Source organism: Anaerocolumna chitinilytica (assembly GCF_014218355.1).
Classification (GTDB): Bacteria; Bacillota; Clostridia; order Lachnospirales; family Lachnospiraceae; genus Anaerocolumna; species Anaerocolumna chitinilytica.
The window spans coordinates 4812970-4831853 of record NZ_AP023368.1 but is presented as its reverse complement, the minus strand read 5'-3'; the positions used below and the strand labels follow the sequence as shown (position 1 = coordinate 4831853).

Sequence of the window (18884 nt, the reverse complement as noted above, 5' to 3'; positions counted from 1 at the left end):
TTTTTTAACAATTGTTAAAACAAACATTTCCAAAAATGTTTGAATATGTAAAATATTAATGTTATAATGAAAAAGTTGTAGAAAATAGGTATAAAATAGGGAAGGGAATTAGAAGTTATGAAGATGAGACTTAAACTGTTGTATCTGGGCTGTTTATTTATGATGCTCTGTATGTTATGCCCGCAGCAAAAGATATTTGCAGCCGCAACACAAAAAATGAATGTTACCTTAGATCTTTCAGAATTTGATGATCCTGATTTTCCGATAGAAGCCTTTTTAGCGAATCATATTGCTGAAGCAATAGGTACGAATAATCCAGAGTATATCAAGATTGTCAGCAGCCAAATAATAGAAAGAAAAATAAATGTTAGTTATACAGCTAAATTCACCTATTTACCGGATATATATATACTTGAAACTCTGGTAACATTACCCGGATATAAAAAGGGTGATGAGTTAAAGCAGCAGATGGTGGAAGCAATAAAGGCAAGTAACGATAGATACGAAAAAGTATATGACTTGAAGGACGCAGAAGCCAGGGAGATTACTTATGATGTATCCTACCAATATACAGGCCCGTCACTAACGAAGGACACAGAGCCTACACCGAAGCCATCGAAATCCAAAATGGATCTGAATGTTCCTTCCGCTTATCTCTGTAAAGGGGAAACCCTGCAGCTAAAGCTCAATAATCCTCCTAAGAAAATTCAAAAAGTCACATGGAAAAGCCATGATTCAAAAGTAGCTAAGGTATCCGCTCAGGGAAAAGTAACAGCTGTAAATTATGGTTCAACCTGGATTGATCTGGAAGTATATGCAGGAGGTAAAGAATATTATTTCTTAACATATATTACTGTTTATAAGTTGAATGGATTCCAGGACGGAGAAACCAAGAGAATCTTATCCAGGGGTCAGGGAGATATTTCACTTAGTGATGTTCTGGCATGGTTGGATATTAAAGGTGCCGAGGACAGTTTAGCCCCATATGCAATACCATATAACCGGGTAAAAGTAGAGATTAAATCAACGGGGGATAATCTTGCAAAAATAGTAGAGGAAAAAGAAGTAGGGCAGGATGGTTTAACATATCTGAGCGGCTTCAATATTGAGACTTACAGGGACGGTATTGTAACGATTATCGTTTCTGATAAAAAGAGTACATGTAAAATGGAGCTTGTAATTGGTACCGGTGTCAGCAGGCTTGATCCGGTTGATGCAATAAAGAAAAATGATTTTACCGGTTATGAAGGAGACGAGCTGAAATCCATGCAGACGGTCAGAGCATTTTTTGATAAATTTGATATGTTTTCAGAAAGCATGTCTCAGGAAGAGAAAATCAGTCATATAGTGGACTATTTTATTGCAACTTATAAGGATGAAAGTTATATTCCCTATAAGCATGGAACAGTTTACAGGACAATGATAGACGGACATGGAGTATGCGCAGATTATTCGGAAACATTTTGCTTCCTTTGTGATTGCCTAGGGATTAAAAATGTTGAAGAAACTGGCCTGGCAGGAGGCGATGCACATGCATGGAATAAAGTAGAGGTTGACGGGAAATGGTATCACATTGATTCTTACTGGTGTGCAAATTTAAGGAATAAAGGTACCTATTATTTGAGCAGCGAAATTTGGCTCGATCACGTAAAAACCAACGAAAGCGATTACTATCATGATGGTGACATTCCATACATCGGTGATTTTAGATAATTCAGGAAGGGGCCATTTATATGTCTAAGATTCAAAATATTCAGAATAAGATAATAGCTGCCATACTTCTTATTTGCCTTATTGCAAGCGGACTTCTATATGACAATGTAAGAGTGCAGGCTGCGGCAAAAATACAATTAAGCAGGAACTATGTATTAACCACCAAGGGCGGAATGGTTCAGTTAGATATAATAGGAACCGCTAAAAAACCTGTTTGGACATCATCAAATCCTAAGATTGCAAAAGTAACGAATTCCGGAAAAGTGACTGCTATTAAAAGTGGAGCGGTTACAATAATGGCGACTATTGAAAAGAAAACCTATAATTGTAAAGTTTATATCGGAGACTATTGGATTGATAATTTTAACTTTGATGATTATAAGTCAAATATTATTAATATGAACAAGGGAAATGACTGCGGTGTAGATTTTGCGTTCGAGGCCGATGGAGAGTACCTGGATGTTCCTTTTGATGATATAAAAATAACAGCGGAGAAGAAAGATGTCATTGAGCTGGATTACAAAACCAGTGTAAAAAATGGGACCAAGATACTTGATGAGGTACATATTACCGGGGTTAATGACGGGAAAACGAATCTTTCCTTTACCATTGGAAAAATCACAAAAACCATGAAGGTTACCATAGGAACAGGCACCGGTAAGCTTGATCCGGCAGATGCCATAAAGCAAAGAAACTATATTGGATACGAGGAGAATGAGATTGTAACTTTAAAGAAAGTTGCTGAGATTATAGACCAGAATAATTTAAATTCAAGCTCGCTCTCGGTTGAAGAGAAGATTAGCGCCATACAAAAGTATTTCAATGATACAAGAAAATCCAATTTGGACAGTGAGAAGGAAGGAGCGATTGCTGATCTTCTGTTTAACGGTCATGGAAAGAATGGTATAGAAGATTATGCTTATACACAGACTTTCGGCTTCTTTTGCGAATGCTTGGATATTCCGTACAAATTTTGTCATGGGGGAGCCTATTTGCCGGGAAATAAAGGGTTTGATATTATTTATTGGAATCGTGTTGAGATTAATGGTACATGGTATTATATTGATACCTATTTGAATACCTGCTATAACGTAACAGATTATGGGTTATCCGATAAGTTATGGGCGGATCATGATTTGTGGGACGAGAAGAATTTCGAAGATTATTTCTTTACAGGTAATGCAGATATACGTTATCATCTCTTATTAAGCAGTAGTGAATATGAAGACACCGGTTATTGGAATGTGGATTAATAAGGCGAATACAATCAAACATGGCATATTATTTTTTTGTAATAGCTTTAGTGTATAAAATGACGAGCGTTATCCTATTTTGGATAACGCTTTTTTTTCTCATTTATTAGCAACTTACAGAAAAATGCATATGATTATCAAAATAGTCCCTTTCATTATGAATAAGAAAAAAATGGAAACAATATAACTAGTTATAAAAATTGACAGGAGGCAGCAGGATGCCAATAAGCAGTAATTTAATGATAGATTTTATGAAAAAATTTGATGAGAATCCCTATGTTCTTGAATTAAATGGTAAAGAATATAGCATTGGGGAAGGTGACCCTAAATTCAGGGTGATATTTAAAAGGGAATTACCTCTTACAGACTTGATGACAAGTACTTCCATAGCTTTAGGTGAGGCATATATGAAGGGCGATCTTGAGATTGAAGGCGATTTGTATCATGCACTCAACTTCTTTCTGGGACAGATGGGAAAATTCCATACAGATAAAAAGGCATTAAAGAACCTGATTTTTACATCTAGCTCCAAACGGAATCAGAAAAAAGAGGTATCGTCCCACTATGATATTGGAAATGAATTTTATAAACTATGGCTCGACGAGTCGCTGAGCTATTCCTGTGCTTACTTTATGAATGAACAGGATTCCTTGCTGGAGGCCCAGAACAATAAGATAGACAGAATCCTGAAAAAATTATATCTAAAGCCTGGAATGGAACTGCTTGATATCGGATGCGGCTGGGGAAGTTTGCTGCTTCGTGCGGTTAAGGAATATGGGGTTACCGGTAAAGGGATTACTCTTAGCCAGGAACAATATAATAGTTTTAAGGAGAGAATTGAAGAGGAAGGGCTGGCTGATAAGCTGGCAGTGGAGTTATTGGATTACCGCGAGCTCCCTAAGCAGGAATGGGCTTTTGACCGGGTTGTCAGTGTCGGAATGCTTGAACATGTAGGCAGGGACAATTACGATAAATTTTTAGAATGTGTGGATTCCGTCTTAAAGCCTCAGGGACTGTTTCTGCTGCATTATATCAGTGCATTAAAAGAGTACCCCGGGGATGCCTGGATTAAGAAATATATTTTCCCCGGCGGTATGGTACCGAGCCTCAGAGAGATTATTAATTTATGCTCCGACTATAAGTTCTACACAATTGATGTTGAAAGTTTACGGCGGCATTATAACAGGACGCTGTTGTGCTGGGATAAAAATTTCAATGAACATCGTGAAGAAATTGAGAAAATGATGGGAACAGAATTCACCCGGATGTGGGATTTATATCTATGTGCCTGTGCGGCAACCTTTAATAACGGCATCATTGATTTGCATCAGATCCTTATTAGTAAAGGCATAAATAATGAGCTGCCTATGACAAGGTGGTATTAAATCCATTTTCACCTTGTCAGGTAAACACTGCAGGTGATTTTATATAGTGCTTAAAAGCCTATAAGCAGATGTGCAGGGGACTATAATTATGAGCTGTAAGGATTATTTTCTTACGGCTCTCTTTTCTGCTGTAAAGCTTCATAATTGGTTCGGTGGTGATAGTGGAATTGATTTTTAAGGACAAAAAAAGTATAATGATTTGGAAGAACGTTACTGGTTGAGCCGTTGAAATACAGGGGAGAGAAGATAATATGACTGACAGCATGGCAATAAGAAAGTGTGAGATGAAAGAGCTGGAGACATTATCTGAATTTGTTTTCAGGATAAATAATAGGAAGGAACATTCTTCGACCTTTTGCTCTAAGAATCCAGAAACAATCCGTAAGGAAATTGAGGAAAGCATCACTTCTGACAGTGCAATCAGCTGCTGGCAGGGAGAGCGATTAATTGGGATTTTATCCTGTTACATTGATGAAGAGAAGAATAATGGTGACTGTAATCTGTTGATAGAGCCTGCTGTGCTTTATGATGTAGTGGCAAAAAATCTGTTTGATGCTTTACATGGCCAGTTTCCTTCTTCAATAAGGTATACCTTCTTTTTTCCGAAGGAAAACAAGCAATGCGCAGAATTTCTGCAAAGACTTGGAGCCCGCAAAGAGGTGAACGAATATGCCCTCATATTAAAGCGTAAAAATAGAAAAGACATCTTTAATTTGGAGAATATTAAGGAGTTGGCACCTGAAAGATATCCACAGTTTGTGGAACTGCATGACAGTATTTTTCCTGGGGTTTACATCTCAGGGAAAGACATTATAGAGGACATTGGTAAGAGGCATTTCATTTATTCCCTTGTAGAGAAAGAGCAGCTTCTTGCCTATAGCGTTCTCAGGGTAGATAATCAGAAGCATGTTACGGCTGAAATTGTGGCAGTTAGAAGTGGTTTTCGGAATAAAGGTTACGGCCGTGCTGTTTTAGCATATCTGATTGATAAAGCCTTTACAGATTTTGAAGCAGAGTATGTTGAATTGATAGTTGACGGTGATAATGAGAATGCAATCCATCTGTATCTTGATATGGGCTTTGATATTAAATCCGAAAATTGCTGCTATATCTATTAAGAGGAAGCATTGGCACTTCTATCATAAGAAGTTTAAAAGGAAATACATAACCAAACGGATTCTACTTTAGGATAAGCTTATTAGATAACAGGTTTGAAAAGGATAAGGAGGTACAAAATGAAACAGGAAGTAGTGCTTGGTAATGTAATGGTTGATTGTGTAAATGAAAGAGAATTACAGAAATTCTATGGTGAATTATTAGGATGGGAGATGTGCGAACTATTTGGCCGTCCGGCGGTAAGAAGTTCGGGCGGGGTTGTTTTTTTATTTATCGAAGAACCGGATTATATAAGACCGACTTGGCCGGAAGAAAGCAGAAAGCAGCAAAAGCAAATGCATTTTGATTTTCAGGTTGAGGATGTAACAGAAATGGTAGAAAAAGCCAAAATGTTAGGTGCTACAGCGGCTACGGAGCAATATGGGGACGAGGATTTTGTTACAATGCTTGACCCATCCGGGCATCCCTTCTGCCTGTGTAAAAAATAATCCAATACAAACCGGTTCTCAATTAAAGGTTCGGTTAATCCTGCAGCTTAACTGAACCTTTGCATAAATCAATAAAATCCCTTGCACTGTCTGAAAGGAATTTGTTGCAGTGATAGATGACATAAAAAGGCCTGATAAGTACGGCATCATTTATCTTTATTTCTTTCACACGGCCCTCTTCTAGATAAGGTTTGGCCATTAAGTGGGATAAGACCGTTAAACCTAAGCCACAGCTGACGGCATTAAGTATAGCGTGGGTACTGACGCTTTCCCAGATAGGTTTGACATTTAGATTATGGACCATGAGAGTACTGTCAAAGAATTCTCTGGTCCCGCTTCCTTTTTCTCGTAGTATAAAATCATAGTCTGAAAGCTGATGGATATCAACAGAGTTAACCTTTGCTAACGGGTGGTTAGCTCCGCAAATTAAAGTCAGATTATCTTCCATAATCTTTTCGTTCTTAATCTGATTATTATGAACCTCTCCTTCAATCAGGGCAAAATCCAGTTCATTTAATAGAATAAGCCTTTCTAATTCTACTGAATTTTTTATAATCGCCTGTACTTTTATCTGGGGATGAGTTTTATAGAATTCAGATACAAGTCCTGGCAGCAGGTAAGTACCGGTGGTAATACTCGCACCTATGCGCAAGGTTCCGAGTGAATCCCAATTCTTGATTTTAGCTTCCAATTCATCAAAGAGGGTAGTAATATGGGTGGCATAGCTTAAAAAAAGCTTACCGGTTTCAGACAGATATAACTTATGGGAAATACGGTTAAATAAACTTACACCATAATATTCTTCCATTTCCTTAATAGCCAGACTGACGGTGGGCTGTGCAAGAAATAAACTGTCAGCTGCCTTAGTGATACTGTTATAGGTACAGACTGCAACAAAAATCCTCATATGTCTTAAAGTCATTTTAACCTCCAAATCAAAAGTAAAAATTATTTTATGTTTTCACATTAACCTCCATGTGATGCGAAAGGTGTTTTTCATCTTCACTTAATCTCACAAAAAGCTTAAATTTTATTTACTTTATAATCAAAATACAATGAACTCTATAGAATTATACTATTTTACTAATGTTTCAACAAGGTATAAACTGATAATAACTTCGTGTATAGAATCAGGCATTACAGGAACATCCTAATAGAACATCTTTGTATTTACAGAGCCGCCGCAGAGCATGCACAGCTTCAAGAAATGAAATTTATAAATAAGGAGAGAGTGAGATGATAATATTTCTATTTGTGCTTTTAGGAATTGCAGTAGGAGGGTTTGGAACATTAATTGGAGCAGGAGGAGGGTTTTTATTAACACCTATTCTGCTTATGTGTTTTCCCACCATGCCTGCTGAATCTGTAACGGCAATCTCCATGACATCTGTCTTTTTTAATTCTGCCTCCGGCTCATCAGCATATGCCTATATGAAGCGAATTGATTATAAAACCGGAATAATCTTTGCAATAGCAACCATTCCCGGGTCTGTCATAGGGACTATGTTAACCGGGCAGGTCAGCCGCCAGTTATTTAACTGTATCTTCGGGGCTTTTATGATATTATTTGCCATTGTAATTATTTTAAAAAGCCGAATGGGCAATAGCAGTGCACCAATTGATAAAGAAGGACATTTTCGGGCAAGAAGGCATCTGACAGACCGGGATGGACACGAATTTTCCTTTTCTTTTAATATGCTGGCAGGTATTCTTATTAGTATGTTTGTAGGACTGGTATCGGGTTTCTTAGGCATAGGCGGCGGAATTGTTCACGTTCCTGCGCTGGTGCTCTTAGGCTTTCCCACCCATTTTGCAACGGCTACCTCTCATTTTGTGCTGGTATTTTCTGCGGCTATAAGTGTTATAGTGCATTTAAGTGAAGGAACGCTTAACAATAATACAACGATGGCTCTTAGTATTGCATTCGGTACTGTTGTAGGAGCCCAGATAGGAGCCCGTATATCCAAACACATAAAGGGCTCGGTTATTATGCTCTGTCTTGCAATAGCTTTGATTTTCGCAGGAGTACGTATATTGTATATGGGACTAGTATGAATTATTGAAAAGCATAATTCATACGCAAGTTTTGCGCCTGCGAAATCCTCGGCGCAGAACTTGCGGCGCGTTGGAGATTATGGTTGAAGGCATGAATTATTGAAAAGCATAATTCATACGCAAGTTTTGCACCTGGGAAATCCTCGGCGCAGAACTTGTGGCGCGTTGGAGAGTATATGGCTGAAAGTATGAATTATTGAAAAGCATAATTCATACGCAAGTTCAGCGCCTGCGAAATCCTCGGCGCAGAACTTGCAGCGCGTTGGAGATTATGGTTGAAGGCATGAATTATTGAAAAGCATAATTCATACGCAAGTTTTGCACCTGGGAAATCCTCGGCGCAGAACTTGTGGCGCGTTGGAGAGTATATGGCTGAAAGTATGAATTATTGAAAAGCATAATTCATACGCAAGTTCAGCGCCTGCGAAATCCTCGGCGCAGAACTTGCAGCGCGTTGGAGATAGCATGGCATAAAGTATGAATTATAGAAAAGCATAATTCATACACAAGTTCAGCGCCTGCGGAATCCTCGGCGCAGAACTTGCGGCGCGTTGGAGATAGCATGGTAGAAAGTATGAATTATTGAAAAGAATAATTCATACGCAAGTTCAGTGCCTGCGAAATCCTCGGCGCAGAACTTGCGGCGCGTTGGAGAGTATATGGCTGAAAGTATGAATTATTGAAAAGCATAATTCATACGCAAGTTCAGCGCCTGCGAAATCCTCGGCGCAGAACTTGCAGCGCGTTGGAGATAGCATGGCATAAAGTATGAATTATTGAAAAGAATAATTCATACGCAAGTTCAGTGCCTGCGAAATCCTCGGCGCAGAACTTGCGGCGCGTTGGAGATAGCATGGCATAAAGTATGAATTATAGAAAAGCATAATTCATACACAAGTTCAGCGCTTGCGGTACGTTGGAGATTACGGATAAAAATCACTCATGGGGTGATAATTATGAGGCAAAACGGATAAGGTGAAAAGGGATATCCATAAATTTACTTTTCTACTTAAGTGGTCCAGACTACAACGAGATGATAATTGATCACTGCTGCTAAATGGAGAAGCATAAGAATCCGATAAAAGAGCCGCATAGTAAGGGGGCACCCTTCTATGCGGCTCTTTAAGGCTTTAGAGCTCCAATTAATTAAATTATTTATAAAGGATCATTTTCCAGACTGTTTTCTACGAGTTTTTTCTTGCTCTTTAAAGTCAAAGACACGGCTATCCCAAGGGCTGCTATTATTGCAGAAGCTATAAACATATGTGTATATCCCAGGTTTAGTGCATGCTGAAAAGTTTTTTCGATTTCTGCGGACATATCAGAAAGGGCCGGAAGCACCAAAGGCTGAACCTTCTCGGGAAGTATTTTCTTGAAGATATCGGTTAGCTGGCTCACGATGGTGGTTACATCAGCATTTTGCAAAGAAGCGAACAGATTCTCACTGCCCTTTGAGCCGTTTGAACCCATAGCAGCAAGCATATCTCCACCAACAGCCTTTGAAAAACCGACCTGTAAGGTTTGCATCAAATCGGACTGAATATTCTTACTGGCATCTACGATAAATCCAATCATGAAACTTGGTGAAATTGTTACACCAATTGAGCGTACCAAAGACATAGTGGCAAGGGCGGTAGCACCTTCTTCCTCTTTTACAGCTCCAAGGATCAGATAGTTTAGGGGAGGACCCATAGTAAATCCAACTCCGAAGCCCATGAAAGCAATTCCGATTAAGACGGAGATAAAGGTAAGGCTCTTTGCTGCAATTAAACCTAAGACTAAAGTTCCTGCTACGGTGCAGAAAAATCCAATCATAAGAACAAGTTTCGCTCCTTTTTTATCAAGAAGTTTTCCGCTAAGCGGTGAGGCTACTCCTGAAAATACCGCCAGCAAGGTAACCAGATAACCACCAGAGCCACTCCTTAATTTTAAGGTATTTTCTGCAAACTGCGGCATATATACCATTCCCATCATGCCGATTCCCACAATAAAGGCAATAATAAAGATTGTTAAGATTTCGCGGTTTTTAAAGTACCTGATGGAAAGAACCGGGTCGGCAGCTCTTTTCTCTGCCAGAATAAAGACCGGAATCAAAACGATGAAAGCAATGAGAAAAGGATAGACTTTTATTTTCTGCAGACTGCTTACTACATCAAAGAAATTCATATTGGTAAGAGCATATAATAAACTTGCTATCATAGCAGCCAGAATCACAGCTCCCACAATATCCAGCTTGTTCTTTATGCTTATCCTCGATTCCTCCATTACTCTGGAGAGACAAAGGGTAACAATACAGATGGGCACATTGATAAAGAAAATAAATCCCCAGTGATTTTGTCCTGCTAGGTCAATAATAGTACTTCCAAGAGTTGGCCCTACAATAGTAGCTACCCCGTATACCGCACCAACCAAACCAAGAGCGGTTCCCCTTTTTTCAGGAGGAAAAGATTGGCCTATTACAGTAGTAGCAATGGGGAGAATACCACCTGCACCGATTGCCTGAATAACTCTCGCGGTAAGTAAAAAGGCAAAGTTTCCGTAAAAATTACTGAAGCCGCAAAGAGCAGAGCCGATACCAAAGACAGCTATTCCGAAGATATACATCCTCTTTCTGCCGATAGTGTCGGATAATTTAGAGCTGATAGGCATTGAGACAGCATAGACTAAAGTATAAATGGTAATCATCCAAGCGCCGGTGCCTTTCGACACAGAAAAACTATTCTGTATAATCTCTCTGGCAGGAGAAACAATTCCATTATCGATCGCACCCATAAAAATACCCAGAAGAAACAATACCAAAATCAATGTTGTATGTTTTTTTTGTACCATAAAACCCCTTTCTGAACAATGTTCATTTAAAAATTAAAAATGAAATAAGCTTCCTATAGCGAATTTTTTACTATAGGAAATAGCTTTTTAAAATCATCTCAAAGGTGTCGTATTCGAATTGCTTCATCTGTGCTATCAGCATAAAATTCTGCACAATAAAACTTGCCAGCTCACGGTCATTAATCTCCGGTTTTGCGATACTGGTAGTTTCAGACTTGTGTTTTCTGATAGCGGCTTCCAAAGTATCTACAAATAAATCAACTACTTCCTGCTTTTGCCTGTGATGCTCTTTTGTCATTCCTTTCTCGGTACCGTTGAGTTTTAGCCAGGTATCCTTAAAGGTATCCAAAAAAGACTCTAAAAGCTGATAAATATTACGAAACTTTACAAATAAATCGTGATTTTCCTGCTGTTCCTGTTTGATTGCTTCAATAAATTCCAGCCAGTACTGGTACATCAGCTCAGACATCAGACTGTCTTTCGTCGGAAAATAATTATAGATAGTGCCGACTGCAATTCCGCAAGTTTTTGCAACCTCCCGCATATTTAGTTTACTGTAGCCCTTTGAGACAATAATCTTTTTTGCCTTTTGTACAATGGTTTCTCTTAAATCGTCGTATATCTTTGGCATAGAACCTTCCTTTTGTGAACTACGTTCATAATAACGCGGATTTTCTTATTTAGCAAGAGAAATTTGTGAAATCTCAATAAGGAGTTTATGAATTATTTAAAAGCTGTATGTAAAGAAAATACTTCATGCAAGATTAGGTTGAAATTATCAGATAAACAGAATAGAATATAGCTTAGGAGTTCTCTTTTGTATTGCAGCATCTATTTGCATTGGAATGAAAACACCATAGCACAGTACATAACTAGTTTATACTATACGGGGGAGTTATATGAAAAAACACAAAAGAGAAGATAAAAAGAATTACAATCCCTTTTTTACGGATAAATTATTAAATATCAGTAAAGAATTTGAGCCATTTAAGGTAGCTCTGCGGGTTACTGGAATATATGCAGTATTTGGCATATTATGGATATACCTATCAGATAGATTACTAGATGTATTGGTACAGGATAAAAAGATTATCACCCTAATTAGTACCTTCAAGGGGTGGATTTTTGTTGTATTAACCGGAATGCTGATATTCGGATTAGTGTATTTTTCACTTAATCGTATTAAAAATGATAAAATAAAGCTTGAGGATAGTTATCAGGAACTGGCTTCTACCTATGAAGAGCTGGAGGCTACTTATGCAGAATTGACTGCTTCGGAAGAGGAACTGCGGCAGCAGTATGATACCATTGTAGATAATCAATCAAAGATTATGGAAAATGAGGAAAAATACAGATTGATTTCGGAAGCTAGTAATGACGGTATTTGGGATGAGCTTGATAATGTGAGACATTTTTCAGAACGTTGGCTGGAGATTACAGGATACTCCAGGCAAGAAGTTGAGAATATGGCAGATTGGATGGAGCTGATCCATCCGGAAGACTTTCCGGCTGCAAAGGCTCTTTATGATGACCACCTGGCAGGAAAGACTTCCTTCTACAGCAGTGAGTACAGAATTAAACGGAAAGACGGAAAATACATATGGATACAGTCCAGAGGAAAAGCCGCTTTTGATGGCTTAGGGAAAGTAGGCCGGATAGCCGGCTCCCATACGGATATCTCGAAGCTAAAAGATTATCAGAACGAGCTTCAATACCTGGCATTTCATGACGCACTTACAGGTCTTCCTAATCGCTTAGCCTTGTTTAATGATGTAAATAACCTCTTGGTGTCAGAGAGTGAAAGTAAATTTTCTTTTTTATTTCTTGATGTTGATGATTTTAAATTCATTAATGATACCCATGGGCACGATTTTGGAGATCAGATTATAATTTTAATCGGTGAAAGAATCACGAAACAATTGGATAATAGCAGCACTTTTTACAGGCTTGGCGGAGATGAGTTCATAATTATAAATAAAGGGATAGGAAGCCGTAAAGAAGCGGAATTATTTGCAGAACAGATTATGCTGGCATTTAAGGAGCCGGTCATTATAGCAAGCAGCAATTTGCGTATTAATATTAGCATTGGTATCTGTTTATATCCGGAGCATGGAAGGAATTCTAATGAACTGCTTAGATGTGCAGACATTGCAATGTATAAGGCTAAGGATATTGGCGGCAATTACTATATAACCTTTGCTCAGTCCATGAATGATGTTATCATTGAACGGATGCAGATTGAAGAACAATTGCATAACGCCATGGAGAATAAGGAATTTGTGCTATTTTACCAGCCCCAGTATGATATTATGGAGAATAAGATTACCGGAATGGAAGCATTGATACGATGGAACAACCCGGTACTCGGACATGTACCTCCTTTAAAATTCATTGAAATCGCAGAAGAAACACACTATATCATACCTTTAGGAAAATGGGTGCTAGAAGAAGCCTGTGCTTTTATGAAAAAAATTCAGCCTATTAATAATAGCGGTTTGACAATATCTATTAACATATCAATTCTTCAATTACTGCAGAATGATTTTGTGGATATGGTTCTTGCTATTATAGAGCAAAACAATCTGGAACCTTCTCTTGTGGAACTGGAGATAACAGAATCAATTTTGATGGAATCCTACGACATTATAAAGGAAAAACTTAACAAACTCTGTGAAAAAGGCATAAAAATAGCACTGGATGATTTTGGGAAAGGGTATTCATCCTTAAGCTACTTAAAGGTTTTACCTATATCTACTCTAAAGATTGATAAATCTTTTGTAGACAGCATCTATGATGATTCCGGCAGCAATTCATTGACGGAACACATCGTGATTATGGGTAGAAGTTTAGGATTAAAACTTGTAGCAGAAGGTGTTGAGACGAAAGAGCAGTTAGACTATCTTATTAATCATAAATGCCATAAAATTCAGGGATATTTATACAGCAAGCCGTTGCCTGAACAGACAATTATAGAATTTCTGGAAAAGGAAACCGTTTTAGACATATAAACAAATATTTCAAGAAAGATATAGAATAATCAGTATCAGAGAAAATAAAAATTATTAATATTTAATAAAAAGCAAGAGTTTCGTAAATAATAATTATTACGAAACTCTTGTTTTTTATAGGTTATTGATTGGTTAATACACGATGTATAAAATAAATGAAAATTATGGTTATGGCTAATCTGTATACAGTATAGAAGAATACCAAGTCATTTTTATCTTAAACATGCAAGTATAGAAAATTTTCGAAAACGATTAAGTAAAAATATCTTAAAAAAATGAAATAAAGCTTGCATATTTTTGCGAAAAGGTTTAAGATAAAACATACAAAGAAACGCAGTTGCAACTTAAGACCTACTTTGTATGAGTAACAATTTAAAATAGTATCTATAAAATGCTAATTGTTAATGAGATAATTATACAGTATAGACAACTTAATCCAGTTGGACTTTTGAAAAAATCAAATATTACAACAGAAAACGATTAAGTAAAAAGTGCCTGAATAATGATAAAGGAGCATAAAAGTGGTTTCTATTAAAGATGTGTCAAAAATGTGTGGAGTATCAGTGGCTACTGTTAGTAAGGCTTTGAATGACCACAGTGATATTGCAGAAGCAACAAAGGCTAATATTAGAAAAGTTGCAAAGGAGTTGGGGTATTTTCCGAACTCATCGGCAAGAGCATTAAAAACAAACCGTACATTTAATATTGGTGTGCTGTTTGTAGATGAAGCGCAGAGCGGTTTAACTCATGAATATTTTGCAAACGTTTTAGACAGCTTTAAGGTAGAGGCAGAAGCTTACGGTTATGATATAACCTTTATCAGCAAACATACAGGACATAAGAATATGTCTTATTATGAGCACAGTAAGTACCGTGGAGTTGACGGAGTGGTTATTGCCTGTATTGATTTTTCAGATCCGGGAGTATTGGAGCTGATTAACGGTGAACTGCCGGTGGTGACAATTGACCATGTATTTGATAACAGAACAGCCATTCTTTCGGATAATGCCAATGGCATGAAGAGTCTGATTACATACTTGTATGAGATGGGACATAGAAAAATTGCTTATATACACGGAGCAGATTCCTCCGTTACCAGAAACCGTGTGGGAAGTTTTTATAAGACACTGGGAGAGTTGGGAATTGAAGTTCCCGATGAATACGTGAAAGAGGGTATTTATCATGATCCTGATACCACAGCTAAGTTAACCCGTGAACTCCTGCAAATGGAGGATCGCCCCACCTGCATAATTGTCCCAGATGATTTTTCCAGCATTGGCGGAATGAATGAAATAAATGAGCAGGGGCTGCGGATTCCGGAAGATATTTCTATTGCCGGCTATGATGGTATTTTATTGTCACAGGTATTGAGCCCTAAACTAACTACCTTACAACAGGATACAAAAGCATTGGGAAGAATTGCAGCAGAAAAATTAATTGCATTAATAGAAAATCCAAAAGCGTCAATAATAGAAAGAGTAGTTATTGAAGGAAAGGTATTACAAGGAAAATCAGTGAGCAAACTAAACTAATAGTTCAGCCACAATAATTAAGGCGTTTCTATCATACTTCAATGATATGTAGATAAATGCAAATATTTTAATTTAAGAGGGAGGAATTTTTGTGAAAAAGAAACTATTAAGTGTACTTCTTACAGTAGCAGTTACAGCTTCATTATTAGGCGGCTGCGGATCAAAGAAAGATGACACAACAACTACAACACCTACACCTACTGAAGCAGCAGCAACGGATGAAGCTACAGCAACTCCTACAGCAGATGCTACCGGACTTGCATATAAGGGAGATCTTTCTCTTATGCATTTCTCCACATCGGAGGAATCACAGGGTAACGGTGGTTCCGATGGCTTCCGTACTATGATTTCTGAATGGGAAAAAGCTAATCCTGATGTAAAGTTAAATCAGAACGTTCTTGCAAACGCTGATTATAAGACACAGATTGCTACACTTGCAGCAGCAAACAATCTTCCTGATGTATTCTTATTACAGGGTATGAATACAAAACAGTGGGCAAAAGACGGTCTTATCCTTGATATGACTCAGATTATCAAAGACTCACCGGATTATGCTCAATATAACCAAAATGCATTCTATCCTTTCACTACTGATGGAAAAGAATATGGTCTTCCTGCTTTAACAGGCGGTACTTGTACAGTTGTGGTTTACGATGCTGCAAAGTGGAAAGAAGCTGGATATGATACTTTCCCTGCAACTTGGGATGAAGTTCTCAAAGCAAAAGATTATTTCTCAAAGCAGAAAATTGACACCATTGCATTTGGTAACGGCGGTCAGTGGCAGGCAAACTCCACTTTCCTTGATACAATCGGCGACAGATTCACAGGTGCTGACTGGACTCACTCCTTAATTGAGAAAAAAGGTGCTAAGTTCACAGACAAAGCTTTCGTAGATGCTCTTAAGTTCACAAAAGATATCTTTGCTTCCGGTATATTTAATGCAGACTTTAATGCAGTAACAAATGAAGATGCAAGAGAATACTACATCAACGGCAGTGCAGCAGCCTATATCGGCGGTAACTGGGATGTATCCTATATCGGAGCTACTTTAAAGGATTCCAATCCTGATTTATATGGTAACACCAAATTCGCAGTTCTTCCTCAGCCTGCTGGTGCTACAGCTTCTGAAGGAACCAACTCAACAGGTATGGGTTATGCTGTTGCAATCAATGCAAAGCTTGCTGATCAGCCTGACAAATTAGCTGCAGCTGTTAATTTAGCTTATAAGCTTACAGGTGCTGACTTCTCTAACTATGTTGCTTCTAACTACGCTTTAGGCGGTTTAACAAAAGTTGAAAATGTTGACTTAAGCAAATTCGATCAATTCACACAGGATTTCTACAAATATTCTTATGTAGACAGCAAACCTTGTGAAATTTATGACTCCTTTATTACAGGTGCTGTATGGAGTACTTTAAATGCAGATTTACAGACAATGTTAAACGGTCAGATGTCTCCTGAGGATGTTGCTAAAAATGCTCAGAAGTCCTATGATGACAATTACTAAAATTTAATTGGGGTTTATACAACCTAATAAAAACTAAAGTATCTTGAAATTGGCCTTATCTGAGCTGTTTCTCAGATAAGGCCTAAACAAATGTAAAACTTAAAGGAGGCGATGAAATGCAAAATTCAATTCGGCCTAAGAACAGAGTAATATTTGCATATCTATTATTTCCGCTCTTATTATATGTATTTGCAGTATTTATTCCATTAATAACAGCAGCATTTTATAGCTTTTTTGAATGGAAGGGCGGCCCTACAAAAAGCTTTATTGGATTCGAAAATTATCTGACTCTAATAAAGGATGATATTTTCTGGTCATCCTTTGGTCATAATATATATTTAGTAGCAGCATGTATTATCGGACAGATTGGTATCGCATTTGTCATTGTACTAATGATTAATTCCCGTTATTCAAAACTGAAGGGGATGCACAGAACCTTTGGTTTCTTCCCTAGTACGATTTCAGCGGTATACATCGGTTTTATCTGGGTTATGGTTTATGATTATAAAAGAGGTATTATCAACTGGTTTTTAGATGCAATCGGAAAACACGATGCCACAAAGGTATGGTTAAATGATCCCAAATTGGTTATGCTTTTGATCGCTATTCCTTTAATCTGGCAGTATATCGGATATTACATGGTTATTTTACTGTCCGCAATATCTTCCGTTGACCAGGAGATATTCGAAGTAGCAGAAATCGATGGAGCAAATGCTTTCCAGAGAGCAGTCTACATTGTTTTACCTTTGATTAAAAATACCTTGCTGGTATGTGTGACATTATGTGTTGCAGGTAATATGAAAGCCTTCGATCATATCTTTGTTATGACAAAGGGCGGTCCGGGATATTCGTCCATGGTTATGGCTCTTTATGGATATAATGTTTCCTTCCAACAGTCTAACATGGGATACGGCAGCGCTATCTCTATCGGAATATTTGTAACAAGCTTAGTTGTTATCGGAGGTGTACAGCTTCTGATTAATTCTTTAACAAAAGGAAAGGGGGTTGACTAATCATGGACAATGCGAATAAGGTACATTCTCAAAAAACTTTTGGTGAAAGATTGAAAGCCGGTACATTATCTGTGTTTTTAAATGGCTTTTTAATACTATTCTCCCTTAGCTGCATCTTTCCTTTGGTTTGGTTATTCTATTCTTCCTTAAAGGAAAAGAGAATATTCAATGCAGATATCGTAGGCTTACCGAAATCTCCTACTTTAATTAACTACATCAATATATTGACCAATAAAGATTATCATATTTTTCAATCCATGATAAACAGTTTTCGAACAACGATTCTGTCAGTATTGATAATAGTTATATGCGGCTTTATTGTTGGATATATACTGTCCAGAATTAACTTCCCCGGTAACAGGCTTTTATATATTGTATTCCTGATGGGTATGTTAATTCCGATTCACTCTTTGCTGGTACCTATTTATGTGGTATTTCAGAAAACAAACTTATTAAATCATTGGTATACGCTATTGATTCCATATATAGCTTTCGGTCTGCCAATAGCTATATTCCTGGTAGAGGGATTTGTGAAGGGGATTCCTTCAGCACTGGAAGAGGCAGCAGCCATTGACGGAAGTTCTTTCTCCAGAACATTGTTTCAGATAATTTTCCCTATTTGTAAGCCGATTCTGGTTACAATTGGAATTATCCAGACCTTTGCTTGCTGGAATGAATTCTCCTTTGCGTTAGTACTTATGAGTGATGTAAAACTTCAGACCGTACCATTGGCGATGAAGCAGTTTACCGGACAGTTCGCCTCCGATTATCCTAAGATCATGGCAGCTATGTTATTAACCATGTCTCCTATTATCATTTTCTACTTTGTATTTAGTAAGCAGATTATTAAGGGTATGGTTGCCGGCGCAGTAAAAGGTTAATAGACATTATGAGGGTTTAGGCAGGTTGAAAGGCCTGTCTTTTGGGGGGTTATAAGTTTATATAGATTTAGTTGCTATTACAGAAGAATATTTAAGAAGTGTAT

General features: G+C 37.7%; 15 protein-coding genes. 11 read left to right on the top strand and 4 right to left on the bottom strand.

All coding sequences use genetic code 11. The features are described from left to right. The first annotated feature begins 117 nt into the window (after nucleotides 1-117). From bsdcttw_RS21050 to bsdcttw_RS21030, 5 genes are all read left to right on the top strand, one after another. Complete coding sequence (locus tag bsdcttw_RS21050; protein WP_185256750.1) at nucleotides 118-1713, top strand: transglutaminase domain-containing protein; 1596 nt, start codon at nucleotides 118-120, stop codon at nucleotides 1711-1713. A 20-nt stretch (nucleotides 1714-1733) separates the two neighbouring features. Then, complete coding sequence (locus bsdcttw_RS21045) at nucleotides 1734-2966, top strand: Ig-like domain-containing protein (protein ID WP_185256749.1); 1233 nt, start codon at nucleotides 1734-1736, stop codon at nucleotides 2964-2966. Between the two features lie 218 nt (nucleotides 2967-3184). Continuing rightward, nucleotides 3185-4351, top strand: coding sequence for an SAM-dependent methyltransferase (locus bsdcttw_RS21040; RefSeq protein WP_330602305.1), 1167 nt, complete (start codon nucleotides 3185-3187; stop codon nucleotides 4349-4351). A 251-nt stretch (nucleotides 4352-4602) separates the two neighbouring features. Beyond that, nucleotides 4603-5469, top strand: a complete 867-nt coding sequence (locus tag bsdcttw_RS21035) for a GNAT family N-acetyltransferase (protein ID WP_185256748.1) — start codon at nucleotides 4603-4605, stop codon at nucleotides 5467-5469. Nucleotides 5470-5586: 117 nt separating this feature from the next. Further along, nucleotides 5587-5955, top strand: coding sequence for a VOC family protein (locus bsdcttw_RS21030; protein ID WP_185256747.1), 369 nt, complete (start codon nucleotides 5587-5589; stop codon nucleotides 5953-5955). A gap of 34 nt (nucleotides 5956-5989) precedes the next feature. Here the strand turns inward: bsdcttw_RS21030 and bsdcttw_RS21025 are convergent, their stop codons facing one another. Beyond that, nucleotides 5990-6877 carry a LysR family transcriptional regulator gene (locus bsdcttw_RS21025; RefSeq protein WP_185256746.1) on the bottom strand — a complete coding sequence of 296 codons (888 nt, stop codon included), beginning with the start codon at nucleotides 6875-6877 and terminating at the stop codon, nucleotides 5990-5992. Nucleotides 6878-7191: 314 nt separating this feature from the next. Here bsdcttw_RS21025 and bsdcttw_RS21020 point away from each other — a divergent pair, with 314 nt between their 5' ends. Then, the gene (locus tag bsdcttw_RS21020; protein WP_185256745.1) at nucleotides 7192-8010 is read left to right on the top strand and encodes a sulfite exporter TauE/SafE family protein; all 819 of its coding nucleotides are present in this window, start codon (nucleotides 7192-7194) and stop codon (nucleotides 8008-8010) included. Between the two features lie 1155 nt (nucleotides 8011-9165). On the opposite strand, the gene bsdcttw_RS21015 is transcribed toward bsdcttw_RS21020, so the two are convergent. Next, nucleotides 9166-10839 (bottom strand): MFS transporter, encoded by a 1674-nt coding sequence (locus bsdcttw_RS21015; protein ID WP_185256744.1) that lies wholly within the window; start codon nucleotides 10837-10839, stop codon nucleotides 9166-9168. A gap of 70 nt (nucleotides 10840-10909) precedes the next feature. Continuing rightward, nucleotides 10910-11470, bottom strand: a complete 561-nt coding sequence (locus bsdcttw_RS21010) for a TetR/AcrR family transcriptional regulator (protein WP_185256743.1) — start codon at nucleotides 11468-11470, stop codon at nucleotides 10910-10912. 268 nt (nucleotides 11471-11738) lie between these two features. On the opposite strand from bsdcttw_RS21010, the gene bsdcttw_RS21005 reads away from it, so the two are divergent. Further along, nucleotides 11739-13847 (top strand): putative bifunctional diguanylate cyclase/phosphodiesterase, encoded by a 2109-nt coding sequence (locus bsdcttw_RS21005; RefSeq protein WP_185256742.1) that lies wholly within the window; start codon nucleotides 11739-11741, stop codon nucleotides 13845-13847. 35 nt (nucleotides 13848-13882) lie between these two features. On the opposite strand, the gene bsdcttw_RS25570 is transcribed toward bsdcttw_RS21005, so the two are convergent. Further along, nucleotides 13883-14026 carry a hypothetical protein gene (locus bsdcttw_RS25570; protein WP_225903881.1) on the bottom strand — a complete coding sequence of 48 codons (144 nt, stop codon included), beginning with the start codon at nucleotides 14024-14026 and terminating at the stop codon, nucleotides 13883-13885. A 342-nt stretch (nucleotides 14027-14368) separates the two neighbouring features. On the opposite strand from bsdcttw_RS25570, the gene bsdcttw_RS20995 reads away from it, so the two are divergent. The 4 genes from bsdcttw_RS20995 (at nucleotide 14369) to bsdcttw_RS20980 (ending at nucleotide 18780) form a co-directional block, all read left to right on the top strand. Beyond that, nucleotides 14369-15379, top strand: coding sequence for a LacI family DNA-binding transcriptional regulator (locus bsdcttw_RS20995; RefSeq protein WP_185256741.1), 1011 nt, complete (start codon nucleotides 14369-14371; stop codon nucleotides 15377-15379). Nucleotides 15380-15470: 91 nt separating this feature from the next. Next, on the top strand, nucleotides 15471-16886 hold the full coding sequence (locus bsdcttw_RS20990; RefSeq protein ID WP_185256740.1) for an extracellular solute-binding protein: 1416 nt from the start codon (nucleotides 15471-15473) through the stop codon (nucleotides 16884-16886). A 116-nt stretch (nucleotides 16887-17002) separates the two neighbouring features. After that, entirely contained in the window at nucleotides 17003-17899 is an 897-nt protein-coding gene (locus tag bsdcttw_RS20985; RefSeq protein WP_185256739.1) for a carbohydrate ABC transporter permease, read from the top strand. Nucleotides 17900-17901: 2 nt separating this feature from the next. After that, nucleotides 17902-18780, top strand: coding sequence for a carbohydrate ABC transporter permease (locus bsdcttw_RS20980; RefSeq protein ID WP_185256738.1), 879 nt, complete (start codon nucleotides 17902-17904; stop codon nucleotides 18778-18780). The last annotated feature ends 104 nt before the right edge of the window (nucleotides 18781-18884 follow it).

Coding starts and splice junctions, on each gene's coding strand:
- bsdcttw_RS21030 (WP_185256747.1), top strand. CDS start 5,587: ATGAAACAGGAAGTAGTGCTTGGTAATGTAATGGTTGATTGTGTAAAT.
- bsdcttw_RS21005 (WP_185256742.1), top strand. CDS start 11,739: ATGAAAAAACACAAAAGAGAAGATAAAAAGAATTACAATCCCTTTTTT.
- bsdcttw_RS21035 (WP_185256748.1), top strand. CDS start 4,603: ATGACTGACAGCATGGCAATAAGAAAGTGTGAGATGAAAGAGCTGGAG.
- bsdcttw_RS20985 (WP_185256739.1), top strand. CDS start 17,003: ATGCAAAATTCAATTCGGCCTAAGAACAGAGTAATATTTGCATATCTA.
- bsdcttw_RS21050 (WP_185256750.1), top strand. CDS start 118: ATGAAGATGAGACTTAAACTGTTGTATCTGGGCTGTTTATTTATGATG.
- bsdcttw_RS21020 (WP_185256745.1), top strand. CDS start 7,192: ATGATAATATTTCTATTTGTGCTTTTAGGAATTGCAGTAGGAGGGTTT.
- bsdcttw_RS21010 (WP_185256743.1), bottom strand. CDS start 11,470: ATGCCAAAGATATACGACGATTTAAGAGAAACCATTGTACAAAAGGCA.
- bsdcttw_RS20980 (WP_185256738.1), top strand. CDS start 17,902: ATGGACAATGCGAATAAGGTACATTCTCAAAAAACTTTTGGTGAAAGA.
- bsdcttw_RS21025 (WP_185256746.1), bottom strand. CDS start 6,877: ATGACTTTAAGACATATGAGGATTTTTGTTGCAGTCTGTACCTATAAC.
- bsdcttw_RS21015 (WP_185256744.1), bottom strand. CDS start 10,839: ATGGTACAAAAAAAACATACAACATTGATTTTGGTATTGTTTCTTCTG.
- bsdcttw_RS21040 (WP_330602305.1), top strand. CDS start 3,185: ATGCCAATAAGCAGTAATTTAATGATAGATTTTATGAAAAAATTTGAT.
- bsdcttw_RS21045 (WP_185256749.1), top strand. CDS start 1,734: ATGTCTAAGATTCAAAATATTCAGAATAAGATAATAGCTGCCATACTT.